Annotated in this window: 17 protein-coding genes and 1 pseudogene; 9 read left to right on the forward strand and 9 right to left on the reverse strand. The window is 53.2% G+C overall.

The window, feature by feature from the left end:
- Window positions 1-423: 423 nt before the first annotated feature.
- Together OHL23_RS24845 and OHL23_RS24850 are read left to right on the forward strand one after the other, a co-directional pair.
- Window positions 424-1,929, forward strand: coding sequence for a sensor histidine kinase (locus tag OHL23_RS24845; protein ID WP_263354725.1), 1,506 nt, complete (start codon window positions 424-426; stop codon window positions 1,927-1,929).
- On the forward strand, window positions 1,926-2,717 hold the full coding sequence (locus OHL23_RS24850; RefSeq protein WP_263354726.1) for a response regulator transcription factor: 792 nt from the start codon (window positions 1,926-1,928) through the stop codon (window positions 2,715-2,717). Before OHL23_RS24845 ends, OHL23_RS24850 begins: the two co-directional genes overlap by 4 nt.
- A 66-nt stretch (window positions 2,718-2,783) precedes the next feature.
- Here the strand turns inward: OHL23_RS24850 and OHL23_RS24855 are convergent, their stop codons facing one another.
- Together OHL23_RS24855 and OHL23_RS24860 are read right to left on the reverse strand one after the other, a co-directional pair.
- The gene (locus tag OHL23_RS24855; RefSeq protein ID WP_263354727.1) at window positions 2,784-4,409 is read right to left on the reverse strand and encodes a DUF4118 domain-containing protein; all 1,626 of its coding nucleotides are present in this window, start codon (window positions 4,407-4,409) and stop codon (window positions 2,784-2,786) included.
- A gap of 190 nt (window positions 4,410-4,599) precedes the next feature.
- The gene (locus tag OHL23_RS24860) at window positions 4,600-4,989 is read right to left on the reverse strand and encodes a hypothetical protein (RefSeq protein ID WP_263354728.1); all 390 of its coding nucleotides are present in this window, start codon (window positions 4,987-4,989) and stop codon (window positions 4,600-4,602) included.
- 520 nt (window positions 4,990-5,509) lie between these two features.
- Here OHL23_RS24860 and OHL23_RS24865 point away from each other — a divergent pair.
- Window positions 5,510-5,806 (forward strand): hypothetical protein, encoded by a 297-nt coding sequence (locus OHL23_RS24865; protein WP_263354729.1) that lies wholly within the window; start codon window positions 5,510-5,512, stop codon window positions 5,804-5,806.
- A 90-nt stretch (window positions 5,807-5,896) separates the two neighbouring features.
- On the opposite strand, the gene OHL23_RS24870 is transcribed toward OHL23_RS24865, so the two are convergent.
- Both OHL23_RS24870 and OHL23_RS24875 read right to left on the reverse strand, forming a co-directional pair.
- Window positions 5,897-6,679, reverse strand: coding sequence for an anti-sigma factor family protein (locus OHL23_RS24870; RefSeq protein ID WP_263354730.1), 783 nt, complete (start codon window positions 6,677-6,679; stop codon window positions 5,897-5,899).
- Window positions 6,676-6,912 (reverse strand): sigma factor-like helix-turn-helix DNA-binding protein, encoded by a 237-nt coding sequence (locus OHL23_RS24875; RefSeq protein ID WP_263354805.1) that lies wholly within the window; start codon window positions 6,910-6,912, stop codon window positions 6,676-6,678. Before OHL23_RS24875 ends, OHL23_RS24870 begins: the two co-directional genes overlap by 4 nt.
- Between OHL23_RS24875 and OHL23_RS24880 the strand changes: the two genes are divergently transcribed.
- Window positions 6,841-7,119 (forward strand): hypothetical protein, encoded by a 279-nt coding sequence (locus tag OHL23_RS24880; protein ID WP_263354808.1) that lies wholly within the window; start codon window positions 6,841-6,843, stop codon window positions 7,117-7,119. The genes OHL23_RS24875 and OHL23_RS24880 overlap by 72 nt on opposite strands.
- An 11-nt stretch (window positions 7,120-7,130) precedes the next feature.
- Here OHL23_RS24880 and OHL23_RS24885 read toward each other — a convergent pair whose 3' ends face one another.
- Window positions 7,131-7,667, reverse strand: a complete 537-nt coding sequence (locus tag OHL23_RS24885; protein WP_263354731.1) for a sigma-70 family RNA polymerase sigma factor — start codon at window positions 7,665-7,667, stop codon at window positions 7,131-7,133.
- Window positions 7,668-7,872: 205 nt separating this feature from the next.
- Between OHL23_RS24885 and OHL23_RS24890 the strand changes: the two genes are divergently transcribed.
- The 4 genes from OHL23_RS24890 to OHL23_RS24905 all read left to right on the forward strand — a co-directional run bounded on the left by OHL23_RS24890 (window position 7,873) and on the right by OHL23_RS24905 (window position 11,377).
- Window positions 7,873-8,874 carry a metallophosphoesterase family protein gene (locus OHL23_RS24890; protein WP_263354732.1) on the forward strand — a complete coding sequence of 334 codons (1,002 nt, stop codon included), beginning with the start codon at window positions 7,873-7,875 and terminating at the stop codon, window positions 8,872-8,874.
- Window positions 8,874-9,641: a heme-binding domain-containing protein gene (locus OHL23_RS24895; protein WP_263354733.1), complete on the forward strand. Its 768-nt coding sequence runs from the start codon at window positions 8,874-8,876 to the stop codon at window positions 9,639-9,641. Before OHL23_RS24890 ends, OHL23_RS24895 begins: the two co-directional genes overlap by 1 nt.
- A gap of 162 nt (window positions 9,642-9,803) precedes the next feature.
- Window positions 9,804-10,220: a hypothetical protein gene (locus OHL23_RS24900; RefSeq protein WP_263354734.1), complete on the forward strand. Its 417-nt coding sequence runs from the start codon at window positions 9,804-9,806 to the stop codon at window positions 10,218-10,220.
- Between the two features lie 95 nt (window positions 10,221-10,315).
- Complete coding sequence (locus OHL23_RS24905; RefSeq protein WP_263354735.1) at window positions 10,316-11,377, forward strand: hypothetical protein; 1,062 nt, start codon at window positions 10,316-10,318, stop codon at window positions 11,375-11,377.
- Window positions 11,378-11,520: 143 nt separating this feature from the next.
- On the opposite strand, the gene OHL23_RS24910 is transcribed toward OHL23_RS24905, so the two are convergent.
- The gene (locus OHL23_RS24910; protein WP_263354736.1) at window positions 11,521-13,560 is read right to left on the reverse strand and encodes a chitobiase/beta-hexosaminidase C-terminal domain-containing protein; all 2,040 of its coding nucleotides are present in this window, start codon (window positions 13,558-13,560) and stop codon (window positions 11,521-11,523) included.
- Between the two features lie 338 nt (window positions 13,561-13,898).
- On the opposite strand from OHL23_RS24910, the gene OHL23_RS24915 reads away from it, so the two are divergent.
- Window positions 13,899-14,051, forward strand: coding sequence for a hypothetical protein (locus OHL23_RS24915; protein ID WP_263354737.1), 153 nt, complete (start codon window positions 13,899-13,901; stop codon window positions 14,049-14,051).
- A gap of 3 nt (window positions 14,052-14,054) precedes the next feature.
- On the opposite strand, the gene OHL23_RS24920 is transcribed toward OHL23_RS24915, so the two are convergent.
- The 3 genes and pseudogenes from OHL23_RS24920 to OHL23_RS24930 all read right to left on the reverse strand — a co-directional run.
- Window positions 14,055-16,343: a glycoside hydrolase family 38 N-terminal domain-containing protein gene (locus OHL23_RS24920; RefSeq protein ID WP_317891728.1), complete on the reverse strand. Its 2,289-nt coding sequence runs from the start codon at window positions 16,341-16,343 to the stop codon at window positions 14,055-14,057.
- Window positions 16,235-16,699, reverse strand: coding sequence for a hypothetical protein (locus tag OHL23_RS24925; protein WP_263354738.1), 465 nt, complete (start codon window positions 16,697-16,699; stop codon window positions 16,235-16,237). Before OHL23_RS24925 ends, OHL23_RS24920 begins: the two co-directional genes overlap by 109 nt.
- Window positions 16,700-16,817: 118 nt before the next feature.
- Window positions 16,818-17,001 (reverse strand): annotated as a pseudogene (locus OHL23_RS24930) (IS110 family transposase); the annotation flags it as partial.
- Between the last annotated feature and the right edge of the window lie 104 nt (window positions 17,002-17,105).

Genomic DNA, 17,105 nt, shown 5'->3' on the forward strand with positions numbered 1-17,105 from the left:
GGCTGAGCGAAGAGTTTGCGCGCCCCGATAGATCGAACCGTTTGCTGCGGATTGAACTTAGGGTTGCAAACAGCACATAAAGAAACCGTGAAGATCCTGAAAAGAGACTCTGATCTTGTTTGCTGTCGACATCCGGCTTAGGGAGGAGGAAATTCGTGAATTTCGAGGCGTAAAAGACTTTGCCAAGCCGAAATTGTGAATTTTCTATGAACTAATAAATAAGAAATGCATATAATTACTGTTAAAATTCCGTTGTGTTTTCATCACAATAAAATTTAGTACATTGCCTGACGATTCTTGGTGGCACTTCTGTAATTCAAAGAATTTGGCTATGGACAGACTTGCTAAGCAGCTCGCGAATCGCCCGGTCGCTCGCCTGTTCGCACCGTTTTTCAAAATCAGAATGGAAAGGTTGAACGCCAGTTGTCTGGAACCTACATTCCGCTCATTTCCTCACTCGCAACAAAGCCCTTATTTGGCTCCAAATCGGGCGTCCTGCTCTTTGGGTTGGAATGCGCTCTTGGGATAATTTCAGTCGTTCTTGCAGCGGCTCTGGCGCACTGGTCGGAATGGCTGCTTCCTGTAGCGGTCCTCCTCTACCTTTTGATCGTGGTGCCAACAGCTTTACTTTGCGGATTCTGGCAGGCAGTTACCGTTTCGCTCTCTGCGGTCGTTATTCATGTTCTCTTTACGGCGCGCCAACCTGCGATCAATGCTGTAGCTGACCCGGCAAATTCCGTAACACTTGTTGCATTTGTTCTAACAGCCCTTGTGGTAAGCCGACTCTCCGCAAGCGTCACTAGACACGCACATGAGGCGGAGTCCTGGGGAGAACAAATGCACGACCTCTATGAGTTCAGCAGGAGGACATTGCAAATGAACCTCCACATGGAACCGGGTCCCCAATTAGCTGAACTCATTCATGAAATCTTTGCGCTGGAGGCTGTAGTCGTCTTCGACGCCGATTTGCATGAGGTCTATCAAGCTGGATACTGGGGAGTTGACGCGCGCGATCTTGCCCAAAATGCTTATTTTTTTGATAAGTCGGATGAAGATCCCGCCACGGGTATAGGCCGACGCGTTCTTCGGCTGGGGGCGGTTCCTATTGGAAGCGTTGTGTTACGCGGAGACACAAGTCCACTTACGAACGACTCGATTGCCTCGTTGATCGCAATATCTTTTGATCGATACCGTGCCTATGTAAATGAGAGCAACATCGAAGCGGAGCACCGCACTGAGCAACTTCGGACAGCTGTGCTCGATAGCTTGGCGCACGCATATAAGACCCCACTTACTGCAATCCGTGCGGCCAGCACTGGTCTCGGTGAAATGAGCCACCTTACAGAAGCCCAATCGGAGCTTGTCGCGTTGATCGATGAGCAGACTGGCCTGCTGAATGATTTGACAACCCGTCTACTTGCTACCGCACGTCTGAATGCACAGGAGATCACTATCCATGCCACTTCAGTCGGCGTCAGTTCATTAATTGAAGAAGTCGTGACTAGTCTCAAAGATCGGCTATCGAGTATGAAGGTTGCAATAAAACTCGAGCGAGATGATTTGAATCTTTGCTGTGATCGTCAACTCATGGTCGCGCTGCTTACGCAATACATAGACAACGCCTGTAAGTACTCAACATTTGGCACTACGATCACCATCGGAGTTGTCCAGTCTAGAAAAGAATTGATTTTCTCGGTGCACAGCTACGGTCCAGTAGTTCCGGTGACTGACCGCGAACGGATCTTCGACCGTTACTATCGTTCCTCAACATCCTCGAATGGCGCCAGTGGAACCGGAATCGGGCTGTCTGTTTCCAAGCGAATTGCCCGGGTTCACGGCGGTCATGTTTGGGTCACGAGTGATGAGGAACAAGGGACCATATTTTATGCGGCTATTCCTACCACATTGCACCAGAAAGGATCCGAATGAGCCAAACAGGCCTCCGAATTCTTATTGTAGACGACGAGCCGGCGATACGCAGAGCGCTACGGCCGCCGCTGCTCGACCTTGGATTTCAGGTAGTTGAAGCCTCCCGAGGGGAAGAGGCAATTCAGCAATTGAGGGCCGGGACTTTTGATGTGGTTTTGCTTGATATAAACATGCCAGGAATAGGCGGATTGGAGACGCTTCGCCGCATACGATTATTTGCGCCTCGCCTGCCAATCCTTATGGTGACCGTACGCGACGGAGAAGAAGAAAAAGTCGAAGCGCTGGAGTCGGGAGCTGACGACTATGTCACCAAGCCATTCAGTGCGCGCGAACTAATCGCTCGAATCCGAACGGCTGTGCGGCGTATCCAAGCGCCAATCAGGCCCGAAGATGCGCCAATCGAGATTGGCGAGATTCGTCTGCTTCCAATACGTCGTATTGTTACCATGCGCGGTCAGGCAATTCACATGACTCGCAAGGAATTTGACATCCTTCACTACCTGATGGCGAACGCAGGAAGAGTTGTGACCTACTCGAAGCTACTTACAGTGGTATGGGGGGATACATATCGCGAAGAAGTTGAATATCTTAGAACATTCATTCGCCTGCTGCGCAAAAAGCTGTGTGAAGATCCCTCTAATCCGACATATTTGCATACGGATGCGTACGTCGGGTACCGATTCGTCGACGCACAGGCCTTTGGAGAAATTGCATTGCAACGTTCGCATGAGTTGCATCGAGCGGAAGAATCTCCGGAAGCGCTTCCCGATGACCTCTGCTCGAAATGAATTGTGGCCATCCAATACGAAAAATGGATGGCACTATGCGGACATGAAAGCGACACGGCTTGGGCCCTATTTTGCGAGCGCATCGAAGTGAGAGAGGTCGTGCATGGAGTTGACTCCGCCCAGTAGACAGTGGCGAATCCAGCTACAAATAGCGCGCCCATCGTCGATAGCCGATCGAGGTTTCCGTGAGAATATGATTTGGATTCCGCGGATCGTCTTCGATTTTTTGCGTAACTGACGAATAAAGGTACGAAGATATTCAGGCTCGTTTCCGTACTCCGCTCCCCAGACCCACAGATGAGCGCGATTGGCATCTGCAGCCATCTTTACTGCGGAGAGCCCAATCCCCGTACCGGCCACCGTTTCTTTCGCCTCGGATGATCTATAAAAGCGTTCAAAGATTAGTTCGCGATCATCTAGATGGACAAGGGAGCCAAAATTATGTGCGGAGATGAGCAGGTCTGAAGTGCTCTTTCGCACGGCAATTTCGACGGGTGTCCCAGCAGTGGAGTACTTACACGCGTTCTCGATGAACTGAGAAAGAGCTATCGTCAGGAGCCCGCGATTGGCGTATACATTAGCCGATTGTGCGTCCATAGTAATCTCGATTGGGTTGCGCTTCGAATCCGAATCACTACCGGATAGTACGTCCGAAATCAACTCATGAACATTCACTTCCTCCCTCCCTGTGTCAAAATGTTCTGCGTCGAGCTTTGCGGTTTGCAGCAGCCTTGTGCAGAGTTCGTTCAGGAAAGTCGCTTCTTTATCGATGAGCGATACCATATCGGATTGAGGTGATGCTAACCCTCCCATTTCTATTAAACCTGAACTAGCTGCTTGGATCGCTGTGAGCGGTGTCTTGAAATCATGAGCCAAAGCATCCAGGACTGCAGCCCTCAACTGCTCGCTTTGTTTCGCTGACTCAGCCCTGTTTTCCTTCTGAGTTACCTGATAACGCTCCGTCGCAGTTACGGCAAGTGAGGCAGGCGCGTTCAAGACAACAGAACTAAGCTCTCCGTGCACAACAAGGGATCCGACCGAGCGGTTTCCAATACGAAGAACTCGCCGCATACGTTGAGTTGGCAAATTATCGAATTCCGTGCCTCGCAGGTAACATTTCATCGCTACTTTCTCTTCGCCTCGATTCCAGTCTCCAGCAGTGGAAATACTACCGGCGCTTGCATCAAATAAAGCCGCACCGCGCACTCCAAATATCCTGTGGATCAAGATAGCGAGCTCCGGACCAAGTGCCTTGTTCAGGTCGAGTTGTAGAGACCTTTTGCTCAATTCATATAACTGCTCCATGCTTGCTCGCTCTTCTGTCGCTTCCCTTGCGTGCCTAAGCGCCCTCGCCAATAAGTTACTGATAACCAGTGCCGTTACCTCAAAGGACACAAGTGCAACATATCCGTGTGCACTGGAGACACGAAAACTATAGAGAGGAGATGTGAAGAAGAAATCCAGGCACGCAGCAGCAGCGCACGAAGTGACCGAAGCTAGCCAGAAGCCGCACAACAACGCCGACGAAATCACAAGGAACAGAAACAAAAGGCTCATCGTAGGCAGCGATGCGTGGAATAAGATCCCGCAGTAAGTGAGTAGCCCTAGGCCGGCAATCGCTGCTGGGAAGCACCACCATTTGCTGAGACGCTGAATCGGCTGGATCCATCTCTTGAGGATCTGATTGTTCAACGGACTGTTGCTCTCTCAAGTCGATTTGCTGGCAGATTCTATAGAGATTAGTCGCGAGAGCATCAAGAATACATAAGGATTGCATACAGAGAATATGATAGTCACAAAAGCGGGGAGGCGATTTGATCCACTCCCCGCTCTTCGCTGAATTATACATCTAATCAAAATACCCTTGCAGATATCTCAGGCTTCATTGAGTCATTGCAGGGCTCGCAAGTCGAAGGTATTTTTCGGAAAGCACACCAGCTTCAGACGCCTTGTATGCGTAGTACTCATAGAGGTTACGCGCCGAATCGACAGGTCTTGGATACTTGGCGGAAATGCTGGTAGTGAACTGGCTCCGACGCGCCCATTCCTGCTTCTCGTCCGCAGCCTTCTGAAGGAAGGACTGTTGCTCGTTACCGTAATAGTGCGCGAGAACGTCGTACTGATCCGGAGTATGTGCCTCGTTTACCAGCTTCTTAAGCTGAGACTGCGTATAGTGCTCGCCCGTCTGCTTGGAAGAGGCCGTTCCTTGCGCATTCCCAAGAGTTGCGAGAGCTAGCGATAGAATGCACGCCGTAACACTGGACTGTTTCATAGTTTGATTTGCCCCCTATTCCTAATTGTGTGGCCGTAAGCATGAGGGCCGCATAAGGATCGCCATAGGCTTTCGTAAAACCAGCGCGCTGCACGCGCAATATACCAGCTCTAGCAAGCTTGACAATGACTCTGGATTTTGGACAATCTTGATTTCGCACTGACAAAGGAACCACTGCATGAGTCGTTTTCAAGCAAAGACCTGAAGCTTGCTTTCAAATTTAAGCTGCATACCTAGCATTTGGCTGTCGTTATTGCGCAGCACTGGAAGTTTGTGTTTAGCGGGACAACCAAAGTTGTCCGATTCAGCATTCGCCCTTGCGGACATAAAGGCAGACTCGAACCAAAAACATATGTGCAGTGGCTCGAGCCCCTAATCCATTTTATCCTGCAGCGCGGGCTGTGAACGATTCTCTTTACTCACAAATAGATCAGTCGATCCCGAAAAGCCAAGAAAATCCTTATAACACCTGATGAACTGGAGTGTTGGTTGCACTAAGATTTCCCTGCAGGCGTAGCAAATGGCCTGGAAACTGGGCAAACCGACGCGCCCCATGCGCGAACCGGAGCAGCCACACCGGCAGATGTTTCAGATGACCGCCAATATCATCATCGATCGCAGGAAGTCGACAAGACTCTTGGCTTCGATTGCGAATCCCTACACCGTCTCTCTTGCCTCGTCAGTCATTGGAGTGGCGCGGCGCGACCGACTCTTAGCCAGGCAACACCAGCAGATAGGACCACGGAACAACAACTTCATCACGTTCAAAGACCCTTCACGACGACTCTTCCGTCTGTACTTCTCAAAACTCGTCTAAGCCGCCAATGTCCGCTGAAAATGCGCCTTCCGCTTCATACCTCGATTTTATTTATGTAGGCTGTGGGGCAGAGACTTGTGCTGAGTCTCCCTAAGAGTTTGACTGGGCTCGCACCAGAGACGCAACGAGGAGTTCGAGCTCGGCAGGATTGACGTCGCTCACGGCAAGAATGCAGAGGTCTTGTGTGTTGGCGGAGTCAATCGTGAAACCCGCCTGGGTACTGCGCAGCACAGTGACAGGGCCGTTTGCTCGCTGGGTCAGGAAGATGGAAACCTGGTGCTTGTGAATAGTAAAGAGAAGCAGCGCTGCCGGTTGGCCGTTGAAATAGGTGAGATCTGCACCTATGAGAGTGGTGTCTGGAGGCAAGGCTGCCGCGTCAGGCAAATTGAAGCTGAAAGGAAGACGGCCCTGAAACCAGGGTTTGACGGTGTGGCGATCCGTGGAGATCACCTGCGGAGTTGTTCCACTGCCGAGCGTAGCCAGATGCTGGTCGAGAAGCTCGGCGGCGAGCCCATTGGTTCGATGTATCTGGCGCAAACCCAGGATTGACACGACGAGCAGAATGGCAGCGGCGAGAGCAGCCCAGGCTGTGGGGCGAATAGGGTAGATGCGTCCGATTTTCTTTGTTTGCCGCTGCGATTGGAGCTTCTGCGTGAGGCGCGCGAGCGATTCAGCCGTCGGCGAAAAGCGATGCCCAGCGTGCGCGGTGGCCGCCTTGAGCTGTGTGGCAGATAGGACTTGAAGCGCACAGGAATGGCAGTCGTTAAGATGCTGCTTCGCTTCCTGCTGTTCGCCCGCGGGCAGTTCGCCGTCGATGAAGGCGTTGAGTGTGTCTGGGGCGAGATGGTCGACAGGGTCGATGCGTGGTGTCATTGGGATTTCCTGTGTTGCAGGATGAGAAGTTGGCAGAGGGTGTCTCGCGCATCCGAGATACGTGAGGTCACAGTGCTGATGGGGATATCGAGGATGAGAGCGATGTCTCTGTAGCCAAGTTCTTCTACGTCACATAGAAGAAGAACCTCGCGAAGGGTTGGTTGAAGCTGATTAACCGCAGCGAGAAGTGCTGGCTGGCTGTCAATGTAGACGAGGTTGTCTCTTTGGGACAGGTTGGTTTTGGCAGTACAGACCGCGCGGGGAGCGAATCGAAGACCTACGCGGGCGATCGCTGCTTTCAACTCTTTACCGGAAACAACATAGAGCGCGCAAAAGCGGCAGTACTTCACATGGTGCCGAATTTTCTCCTCTTCACCGACGTGCAGCTCACCGTCGACGAAGCAGTTCAGCGTCCACGGATCAATATGTTTGCTTCGTAGCTTATTTCTAATCACAGGGATCCTCCCAGCTGCGGCCGCAAGAGTTCTCGAAGGGTTTGCCGGGCGCGTGAGACACGGGACATTACCGTGCCGATGGGCACGCCGAGAATCAGGGCGATGTCCTTGTACTTCATCTCCTCGACATCGCAAAGCAGGAGAACTTCGCGAAGTGATGGCTGAAGCTTCTCGAGAGCGTCTTGCAGGACCTTCTGGTTGTCGAGATGAATGACGTTCTCCTCCGGAGTCGGGTCGGCTGCAACTATATCGAATGGGGATTCGTGGTCTTCAAGAAAGACCGTGCGGGAAGCAGCAATGCCCGTTCGTGAGGTGAGGAAGGTATTGCGCAGAATACAAAATATCCAAGCCTTGAAGTTGGTGGAGGGCTGGAAGGAGTCAAAAGCACGGAGAGCTTTGGAGAAAGTCTCTTGAACGATGTCTTCTGCCTCGGCGGGGTTGCGGGCAAGCCAAAAGGCGTGGTTGTAAAGCGAAACCAGGAGCGGCAAAGCGAGTTCCTCAAAGGTTGCGCTCTGCGTGGTAGTCAACGGCATACTGCGGGGTGCCTCGGTCTGTCTGAGCTTGCGTGGTTCTAGCGACATCGCGGATAAAGCAGGTAGACCTTGAGAGCTGAACATCTCTACTGTTAACCAAATCTCAGACAAATTATTCCATGAATTGTTTTCAGGCCGCTTGGAATAAGGATCGACTTCGCCAGTTTTGTGTAGTGTAGGCAATCACAAAGAAATGGAGATCAGTATGAATCGGTTTAAGGAAGACGAAGAAGTACAGGACAGCCAGGCAGTCAGGCAGTCTGCAGGCGATGGCATCGACCGGCGCAATTTTCTTGGATGTATGGCGTGGGCAGGCACGGGTCTCCTGTGGTCGATGGTTGGCGGCGTGCCTGCCTCCAGGCTTCTCGCGCAAACAATGAAGGGTGGCCCCTCGGGGGTTGGGAAGGCAGCGGACTTCACTTTTGTGCAGATCAGCGACAGTCACATAGGCTTTAACAAAGGTGCAAACCCGGATGTGACCGGCACGCTCACCAAGGCGATCGATAAGGTCAATCTGGTACCTGCAGGTATGAAGGCGCCCGATTTCATGATCCACACCGGCGACATCACGCAGAACTCCAAGGCAGTGGAGTTCGACACAGCCGCACAGGTGATCAAGAGCGCAAAGGTCGGCGAGGTGTTCTACGTTCCCGGCGAGCACGATTTTATCGACGACGGCGAACAGTACAAGGGGCGTTTCGGCAAAGGAACACAAGGCAATGGCTGGTACAGCTATAACCACAAAGGCGTTCACTTTGTAGGTCTGAATAATTGCGTGCAGGTCGATGCGATGGGCAACATGGGCGGCGATCAATTGGCGTGGCTGAAGTCTGATCTGGCAGGATTGAGCCATTCGACGCCGATCGTAGTATTCGCTCATATTCCGCTGTGGATGGTCTATGAAAAGTGGGGCTGGGGCACGAAGGACGGTGAGCAGGCACTCGCCATGCTCAAACCTTTTGGCTCGGTGACCGTCCTCAATGGCCACATTCACCAGGTTGTCCAGAAAGTGGAAGGCAACGTTGCGTTTCATACCGCCATGGCGACGGCCTTTCCGCAACCAGCCCCAGGAGCCGCGCCGAATCCAGGGCCGATGATGGTTCCCGCCGGCAAACTCGAAAGCGTGCTCGGAGTGACAAAGGTCCAGCTCGTTCACGGACACGCCCATCTCGCTGTGGTCGATTCAACCTTGGCGGAGACGGCTTAATGCGTACGTGGACTATAGCCGCGCTAGCTTTGGCCGCAATTGTGGGCCTTGGGTATATACACCCGTTTGGCAATCCACGTGTTGAGCCTGCAAGGGGGCTCGACACGCTGTTACTGAGCGCCAATATGCCCGCGAATACCAAGGCTGTGCTGGTCGCAAAGTGCGCCGATTGCCACTCGAATGAGACAAGGTGGCCAGTGTACGCGCGGATTGCCCCGGGATCCTGGCTCATCGAACGGGACATCGTCAAAGCAAGAGAGGAAATGAACCTGTCGCGCTGGGACCAAATTCCCCCAGAGAAGCAAGAGGTCTTGAAGGCAAAGATCGTTCAAGAAGCCAAGAGCGGGGACATGCCTCCTGTGCAGTATCTGGCGCTGCATTGGACTGCGAAGCTCTCCTCTCGCGATGTCCAGGCTCTCGCCATGTTGAGCCAACACGCAGTTGGAGGCGAAGCCGCTTTAACGGGCCTCGGCGATCCTATGCGGGGCCAGGCAGTATTTGAGAAGCGTTGTACCGGTTGCCACGCGATCGAAGTGAATCGAGAAGGACCCAGGCTCGCCGGAGTGTTTGGCCGGCAGGCGGGAAGTGTGGCTGGGTTTACCTATTCCGCAAAATTGAAGAAGTCGGGCATTACTTGGGATGACGCAACTCTCGATAAGTGGCTCAGCGATCCGGATCTCATGGTCCCCGATAACGATATGAGCATCAACGTTCCCAAAGCGGCGGATCGGCAGGATCTAATCGCGTTTCTGAAGCAGAAACAGTAATTGACACAAGTTAACGAAGGACCTCAAATGTCCGATTGGTCCAACGAAGTGATCGACGAAGATTTAATCGAGGTGTACGAAGGGCGAGATTACACGGAGGACGCTGCTAGCTGGCTCCGCGAATCCCCGTACATTCGGCTAACTACGGGCGGAGGAGATCAATTGGTTGCGATGGATGGCTCTCAACACGCCGAGACAGGGCGTGCTGGAGAAGCTTGCACAGCATCTGGATTCGACGTTCGCATGCGCGTAGCGTGCAATCCAATAGCTCCTGAACACGTCCTCGCAAAACTCGCTGACAATTCAAGCGCTTTCGCACGCATAGGGATAGCTCAGGACAACCGTACGCCAGCGTCGAGTTTGACAAGGCGGAGCCAAGATTCCGACATCGTGGTGCAGGCGCAAGTCTTCAGGAACCGCACCGGGCTAAACTTTTTCCTTTTTCGCGCAAGATATGAACTAGATGCAGCCACTTTGGCCGCCGCATTTGCTTCTTCTCGTCTCTCTGCTTTTTGCCTGTCGAATGAAGCTCCTCAGGTGGCAAAAGAATTCATGGAACAAATCAAACGCTGGGAATAAATCTGCCACCATTCAGCTCATAAGTGCAGGGAAGGTAGAACAAATATGGAAAACCAGTGAACAATACCAAGCGTCCAGTTGATCGGCGTTCTTTTATGAAAACAGGCCTTCTGGCAGGGGGTGCAGCTACGGTAGGCGTCAGTTTGTTAACAAATGAAACTTTAGCAGGTGCACAGGAACGAGTAGAAAACGGAAGTCTAGATGCTGGTGATGTTGCCATACTCCGATTTCTGGCTGCAGCAGAACTCATCGAGTCGGATCTTTGGACACAGTATGCGGAGTTGTGCGGCCTCACTTCGGGAATTCCGCTAGAGGTAGACCCGAATCAACCTTTGAACGGCTACCAGGCTGCCCTCCAGAACCTGGATGGCGATGCCACCCAATACATCACCAGCAATACCCTCGACGAAATCAGTCATGCTAGCTTTCTCAACGGATACCTGGAGTCTAAAGGCGCCGAACCGGTCAACTTCGACGAATTCTTCACGCTTCAGGGAAGCCAGGCAACGGGAGCGCAGAACATCGGCCGTCTGACAAACCTCATGCACCTTAACGTTGACACCAGTTGGTTCATTCGTTATCGCGGCGCAACAAATCCCGACTTTGGCGCCACTTATCCACAGGCGATCAAAATCACAGACCGCACTGCTATCCCCATCACCGACGCTGATTTCAATGACCCGAACCATATTCAGGTGATCGCGAATACAGCTGCTTTTCACTTCGGATACATTGAGCAAGGCGGATCGAGTCTTTACGCAGCAATGAATCAAAAAGCAAAGCATCCAGAAGTGGTTCGAATCACCCTTGGCATCGGTGGAGACGAGATAGCACACTTTCTGGAATGGGTCGATTTCGCGGGCAATGCGGTACAGGCGCCTGTTGCACCCGTCACGGACGCGGGACTAACCTTTCCCAATTTCTTTAACCCGCTCAATAAGCTGACTCAGCCCAGCCAGATCTTCCCCGTCCCTTGCGAATTCATCAAGCCCAACCTGCCCAAGTGCTCTGTCATTCGTCCGCTGACCGATAAGTTTGGAGGCGCTGTCGCTATGATCGCCAGCTTCACTGTCGATGGGCTCTTCATCGGTCAGAGCAAGAAATTCCTCAACACCCTGCATGAGCTCGCTGCTGCAGCAGATACGGCCACCCGCTAGTTGCCGAAGCCCTAAACTCTGGAGGATGGTTTTTAGGAATTGGGGACCTCGCTTGTTTAGGAGGTCCCATCCTGTCAACCCGGCTGTGCGGCTGCCTTAAGTCAAGCGATCTTACGCAGGCCATACAGAAGATTACAGATACGCTAGAATGCGCTGAAACTCTCCAACAGAATTGGGCTTGTGGAGATTTCCACCGACCCACCCCACACATTGATCACGTTCCCATACAAGTCGCGATATTGCACCAGGCCTGCAGGCACCGTAAACGACTTCTCTCCAACCGTGTTCCACACCGCCAGCGCGGAGTATCCGTTCGGTCGGGTGTAACTGCAGGTGTAGGTGGTGGAGTCAGTAACCGTGGCGTTGCAGGGATGAATCAAGGAAACGCCTTCGATCCATTTGGCCACCTCTCGATCAGCATCGCCCACGGCATTCAATCCTGCGAAGGGGGTCCAAAGACCGCCCCAACTGGTACTGTCATAGGCATACCAGAAAGAGGCCTGAACACCGATCGAATGTTCAAGCAGAAAGTGCCGGCCCAGGAATGCGACCTGGTCGCTCTCGTCGGGGAGCCTAGTATTCAAGCCCCAGCTGGATTCCGCGTCGACGATCGGCAGTGAACCGATGCCATTTTGATTCATCGCCACTTGCTGCAAGGTCACCACGCCCTGAATCTGCTCAGGCGCTTCTCCCACCGACGGATAGCCATGGAATGCCACTCCATCAATGTAGTATTTTCCGCCCGCCGCCAGCCAGTTGCTCAACCACTTGCTGCCGCAGCGCGGATCCCTGGTGGCGCACTCCGTGGGCGTCTCAAAATTGATGGTAGTCGAAGGGCTCAGAATGATGGCGTTCGGATCGGCCTTCTTGATAATCGCTCTGGCATCCTTTGTCATTGCAACCAGCATCATCGGATCTCCATTCCACCCGTCAGCAATATTCGCCTCATTCCAAAGCTCCCAGTACTTGATCACGCGTGGCCCCACATGATTGATGAGCGCGTAGACAAAAGCGTCCCAGCTGGCAAGGCTGACCGGAGCCTCCGTGCATCCGCCCGGCGCAACCCCGGTGCCGCAAACTGCACTCAACGAACCCGCGGACGAGGTGCTGTCATAGCCGAATTGCGAATAGGTGAGCGTCGTCGACGTCGGCGTCCCCGTTATCGCAAAGGTGCCGTCGAAGCTGCTGTCGGCGACTCCAGAAATTTCGACGCTGGTCTGTTGTGCGGGCTGATACATGGAATTGTAGTAAAGATTGTGCGGTTCCGACGTGGTCACTGTGACCACTCCGCCTGATCTGCTAATCGCTGAAATGCCCAGGTTGGTTGCGATCGCCCATGGCGGAGTGCCCACGAAAGTAAATAGAACCTGCGAATTGTTGCCCCGTGCGAGATCGATCTCCTGGTCGAGGCTCTTCCAGTTATAGGTCCCGGAAGCCGGATTCAAAGTGCTCCAGTCTGTCTCCTCACCAATGATCCGGAAAGAGCCCGTCGGCACCAGCGGCCATGGCGTTCCATTCAAGATGCCGCTCGCGTTCATACCGAAAAAAGAGGCATTCGAGTTCACGTTGTGAACCGGTATGTATTCGGAAAGAATGGTGTAGCTTCCCGACGTGACGGAGCTCGGTGGTCCGCCCGGGTAGACGGCGATTGCCTTGAGCGTCGCGGTGCTGCTGAATGTGCTTCTATTGCTGAAGGTGATCGGACCGCTATAAACGGGGGATGCGGCGCTGGGCGTGTTCCCGTCTGTCGTGTAGTGAATGACCGCACCCGATGTCCCATCCTTGATGCTGACCGCGACCGATCTATCGAAGGACCCCGAGGTCACGCTCAAGACCGGAGCCAGGGCAGCATATACGGTGTAGGTGGCTGAGGCCACTGCGCTGGCCGAACCGCCGGGATAGACCGCAATCGCCTTCAATGTCGTGGTACTGGCCGCAGTGGCGCTGCCTATGGTGAGAGGTTCCGAATAGACAGCTGACGAAGTCGTGGGCGTCGACCCGTTGGTGGTGTAGTAGATCTTCGTGCCCGAGGTCCCCTCAGAGATTTTCACGGTCGGAGGAACACGATAGGTACCGGTGCCGGTGCTGAAGGAAGGGGTAGAGATGGCGGCCGTCGCGATGGCGCTGGATAGAAATGCGCCCGCAACGCACAGAAGTAGGCGGAGAAAGCTTCTGATTTTCAAGAGAAAACCTCGTTCAATTGGGCTGTCTTTCGACAGAACACAGTGGGAGCTAGGGCCGTGCGCGCGACCAAGAATCTGCGTAGCCTGATCGAGCCAGAGAGGGCTTCGGACGGCGGGTAGGGCTATTGAAGGCAAGAAGGCGGATTGCTAAAGAGTCTCGTCGACCCCAAAATTTAGAAGTGATTAGCAACAAAGTTAAGACAAATAGTTAACAAGGTCAACGGCTTTATGCTGAAAATATCGCAAATTTGCAGCCAAGGCGGCGGAGACTTGCTGGCAGCGATTTCATTTCTGTATTCTTCTACATCGTCCCGCCCAGCTACTTTAAGGCGATCGGAATGCGCCTCAAGGAAGGCCGCTACATCAGCCGGGACAACATCGTCAATAATCGGAGCGTAGTCGTCATCAATAAAACCGTTGAGCGCAGACTGTGGCCGGGACAGAGCGCCATAAGCCGCATTGCCATCGCCAACGGGGCCGAGTCAGTCTGAGCGTTAAGAGCCGACAGGCGGATGTCCGACTATGTTAGGGCTGTATGCGTGCAGCGCCTCGAGTTTTTGCTGCGGTGCGAATTTATCCCATGCTGTCACGAGTATTTCTTCCTCGACTGCGGACTCTGTTTCAAAGTACATCGTAACAATCTGCTGTGGTTGAATTGCGAAGCGAAGATCCGCGTCGGATGGAAGGTTCGTAACTACGTTTCCAACCAGATCCGTGATAGCGGCGCTCTTGTGAGGAAGTGATAGCTTGACACGAGCTTCACCCGCGATCCCGAAAGCTTCTGCGAACCGTAAGATCATGTGATTGCCCTGCCGTCGCAGAGACTCGACGATGACGTTGCCTGATGTTTCTAGATAAGATTGGCTCTTGAAGCCAGCGCACCCATCGAGCATTGCCGGCGCGAGGTTGTATTCCCACGCTGTATGTGGAACTCGCGCTCCTTCCCATGAAGTTTCGTGAGGCAGCAGCGCATATTCCAGCACATGCCTGCCTTTGCCGGTGAGCCATGGATTGTCGTATCCCTCATATTTGTCTTCTGCGTTTAAGAGATAGATGGAGGCCTCACGGCCATTCAATTCGCGTCCTGTTAATCCCCGATCGAGCAGGGCCACGCCGCCTCTGTCGGTGGTTGCGTAGGCGGACCAGCGTACCGCGGGCACGATGCCTCCGGCCCAGCCGTGCAGGTTGGGATTGGGTTTTGACCAAGCGGCATGGGAGAAACCGAAAGGCACGCCACGCATGACTTCATCAACATCGTTCGCAAGGGGGAAATGGGCATACACCATCGTGTAGTCCGGAATATCATTCAGCTCTGTCTCGAAATCGATGCGCGGATAGGCTTCGTAGAGCCTAATGACTCGTCGCAAAATACCGCCGCCGTAGAACTTCCCTGTGACCACAATGGTCGTTGACAGCGTCCCTTTGTGTACTTCGATCGTTGACGGTTCATCGCTCGAAGTTGCTATCTTGTTCTGCTCTGGAATTGGAGGAAGAACGTCTGCCGGATCGTTTGCTTTCTTCTTGGGTCTTTCCGCGACGATGGTATTTGCTTGTGATCCCAGGAATTCGCGGCCGCTCTTTCGGCTTATGAGGCTGGCGATTGCGCCGGTCTTCACATCGAGGGTCATAGTGTAGAGCGAGGTTTCAATTTTGTTGGCGAGGCCGAGTGTTTTCGGTTTCTGCGGCGCGCCTTGGACCAGCTTCAATGAATGAATGCTCGTAGATGCCATCGGAACGCTGCACAGGATACGTCCATCTGGCAGAAGTTCGCATAGCGCGCCCTCGATGACTTTGTCAGGAGCGAGCTTGAGGATGATTGGATCATTGCGGTGCCAATTCAATGGATGGAAGACAGTTGCTTGTTCTCCTGCAACTGTGAGGGATTTGAGAGCGCTCGATTGAACCTGCGCAGTGGAGCGCTTCACCCAGTTGAACCTGTCCTGCACCTCCCAGGATTTGTCACTAACGAAGACCATGCCTCCTGCTGATTCCCAGAGAGTGTTGCGATCCATGTTTAAGAACATCAGTACCCATAACTCGTAGAGGCTCTGCGATGGATAGCTATAATGACCACTCAGACTTGCGATGGTAGCCAGTGCTTCTGCCGCTTGCAAGCCTTGTTCGCAGCTACGGTATAAGGTCTTTATTTTAGGGGTGTCCATCCAGAATGCGTCAAAGTCATACGCAGTACCGCCTTGATGAGTAGGGATCTCTATCACTCCGGATTGAATGCGGGGAAGTATGGTATCGACATACTTGCTGAGGGTTGTGAAGCGAATCTTGCGGCGTATCCCGGCCTGTTGCCACTGCAGGAGTAATGCAGTGGGATAGGACTTGACCGGGGGAGCGAGCGAATAATCACCGCCACCGCCAAGAATCAGGATTGATGCACCTTCCGGTGTGATTCTTTCCTTCGCGGCGAATTGGCTTTCGAGCCCGTCAAGTTCCATGTCAGTTAATACTTCCTTGCTCTCATAGATGCTACTGGCCTCGGAGTAATGGCCCGGGCAAAGCGTAAGTATGCGCGACCCATCGGGAGAGATGGTCCAGTAGATTGTCTTACCTGTCGGATTCTTGCGAGTGTAGATGAAAGCCTCCATGCCCAGGCCTTTCACGATTTGCGCCATCTGATCATGTACACCGCAGGTATCGATACACCAGGCATATCGGGGCCTCAGACCGAAAATATCTTCGTACCACCGCAGGCCTTCGGAGCCAATGCGAACGAGCGCCTCGCCGCCTGAAAGATTAATGGTGGATTCGAGGAAGAAGCCGTTGACCAGTTCAACGCGTTTTCCGTGACGCGCTGCTTTAGTTCGGGGATGCGCTCGGGGCGAAAATTCATGATGCCGATGATGTTGTTTATTTCAGACAGAGCAAACTGATACTCACCATCGTCACGAACCCGATCCAGATGCGAGAGGTAGCTGTTAACGCAGTAGACCCGCTCTTCGGAGAAGTCCGCGAGCCAGCCGCAACTGGCGGGGTGAAAATTTGAGACGATATAGACGTCGCGGCCATGAGCGTTTTCACTCTTGCTTTCGGCCAACTGCGCTAGAGCGCATCGACCAAAAGCCAGTGTTGCCGCGCCGGCAATGAACTCTCTTCGGTTCCACCTGGGATGCTTTGATTTCTTCATCATCGCCTCGCTAAGATCGCCGCTTCGAGCCTCATGATAAACCGGAATTATCGTGGCCTGATTGCCAGCGACATTTTGAGTCGATCGTTGATAGCATCTCTGAACTTCTGCCTGCATCCGCCCAGTAGTGCGCTGCCGCTGGCCTCGATTCCTTCCAGGCACGAAGGATACTCAGAGAAGAATTGAGCCACCTCGCTCCGCCTCAACTTCTGCCGCAATACCGTTCGTCCCGCCTTATCAGCTCCGTGCACCTGAAAGACCTGCCTCGCAATATCCAGTCCAATCGTCGTTGCCATCATCATGGTTCATCCTCCTCGTAGCGAGTCCAACAACTCTTCTCCACGAGGCGGGTTCATCCCATTAGGTCGCCTATGTACGCACTAAGATTGCGTGTTAAGTCCCGCAT

This window comes from Acidicapsa acidisoli (assembly GCF_025685625.1).
Classification (GTDB): Bacteria; Acidobacteriota; Terriglobia; order Terriglobales; family Acidobacteriaceae; genus Acidicapsa; species Acidicapsa acidisoli.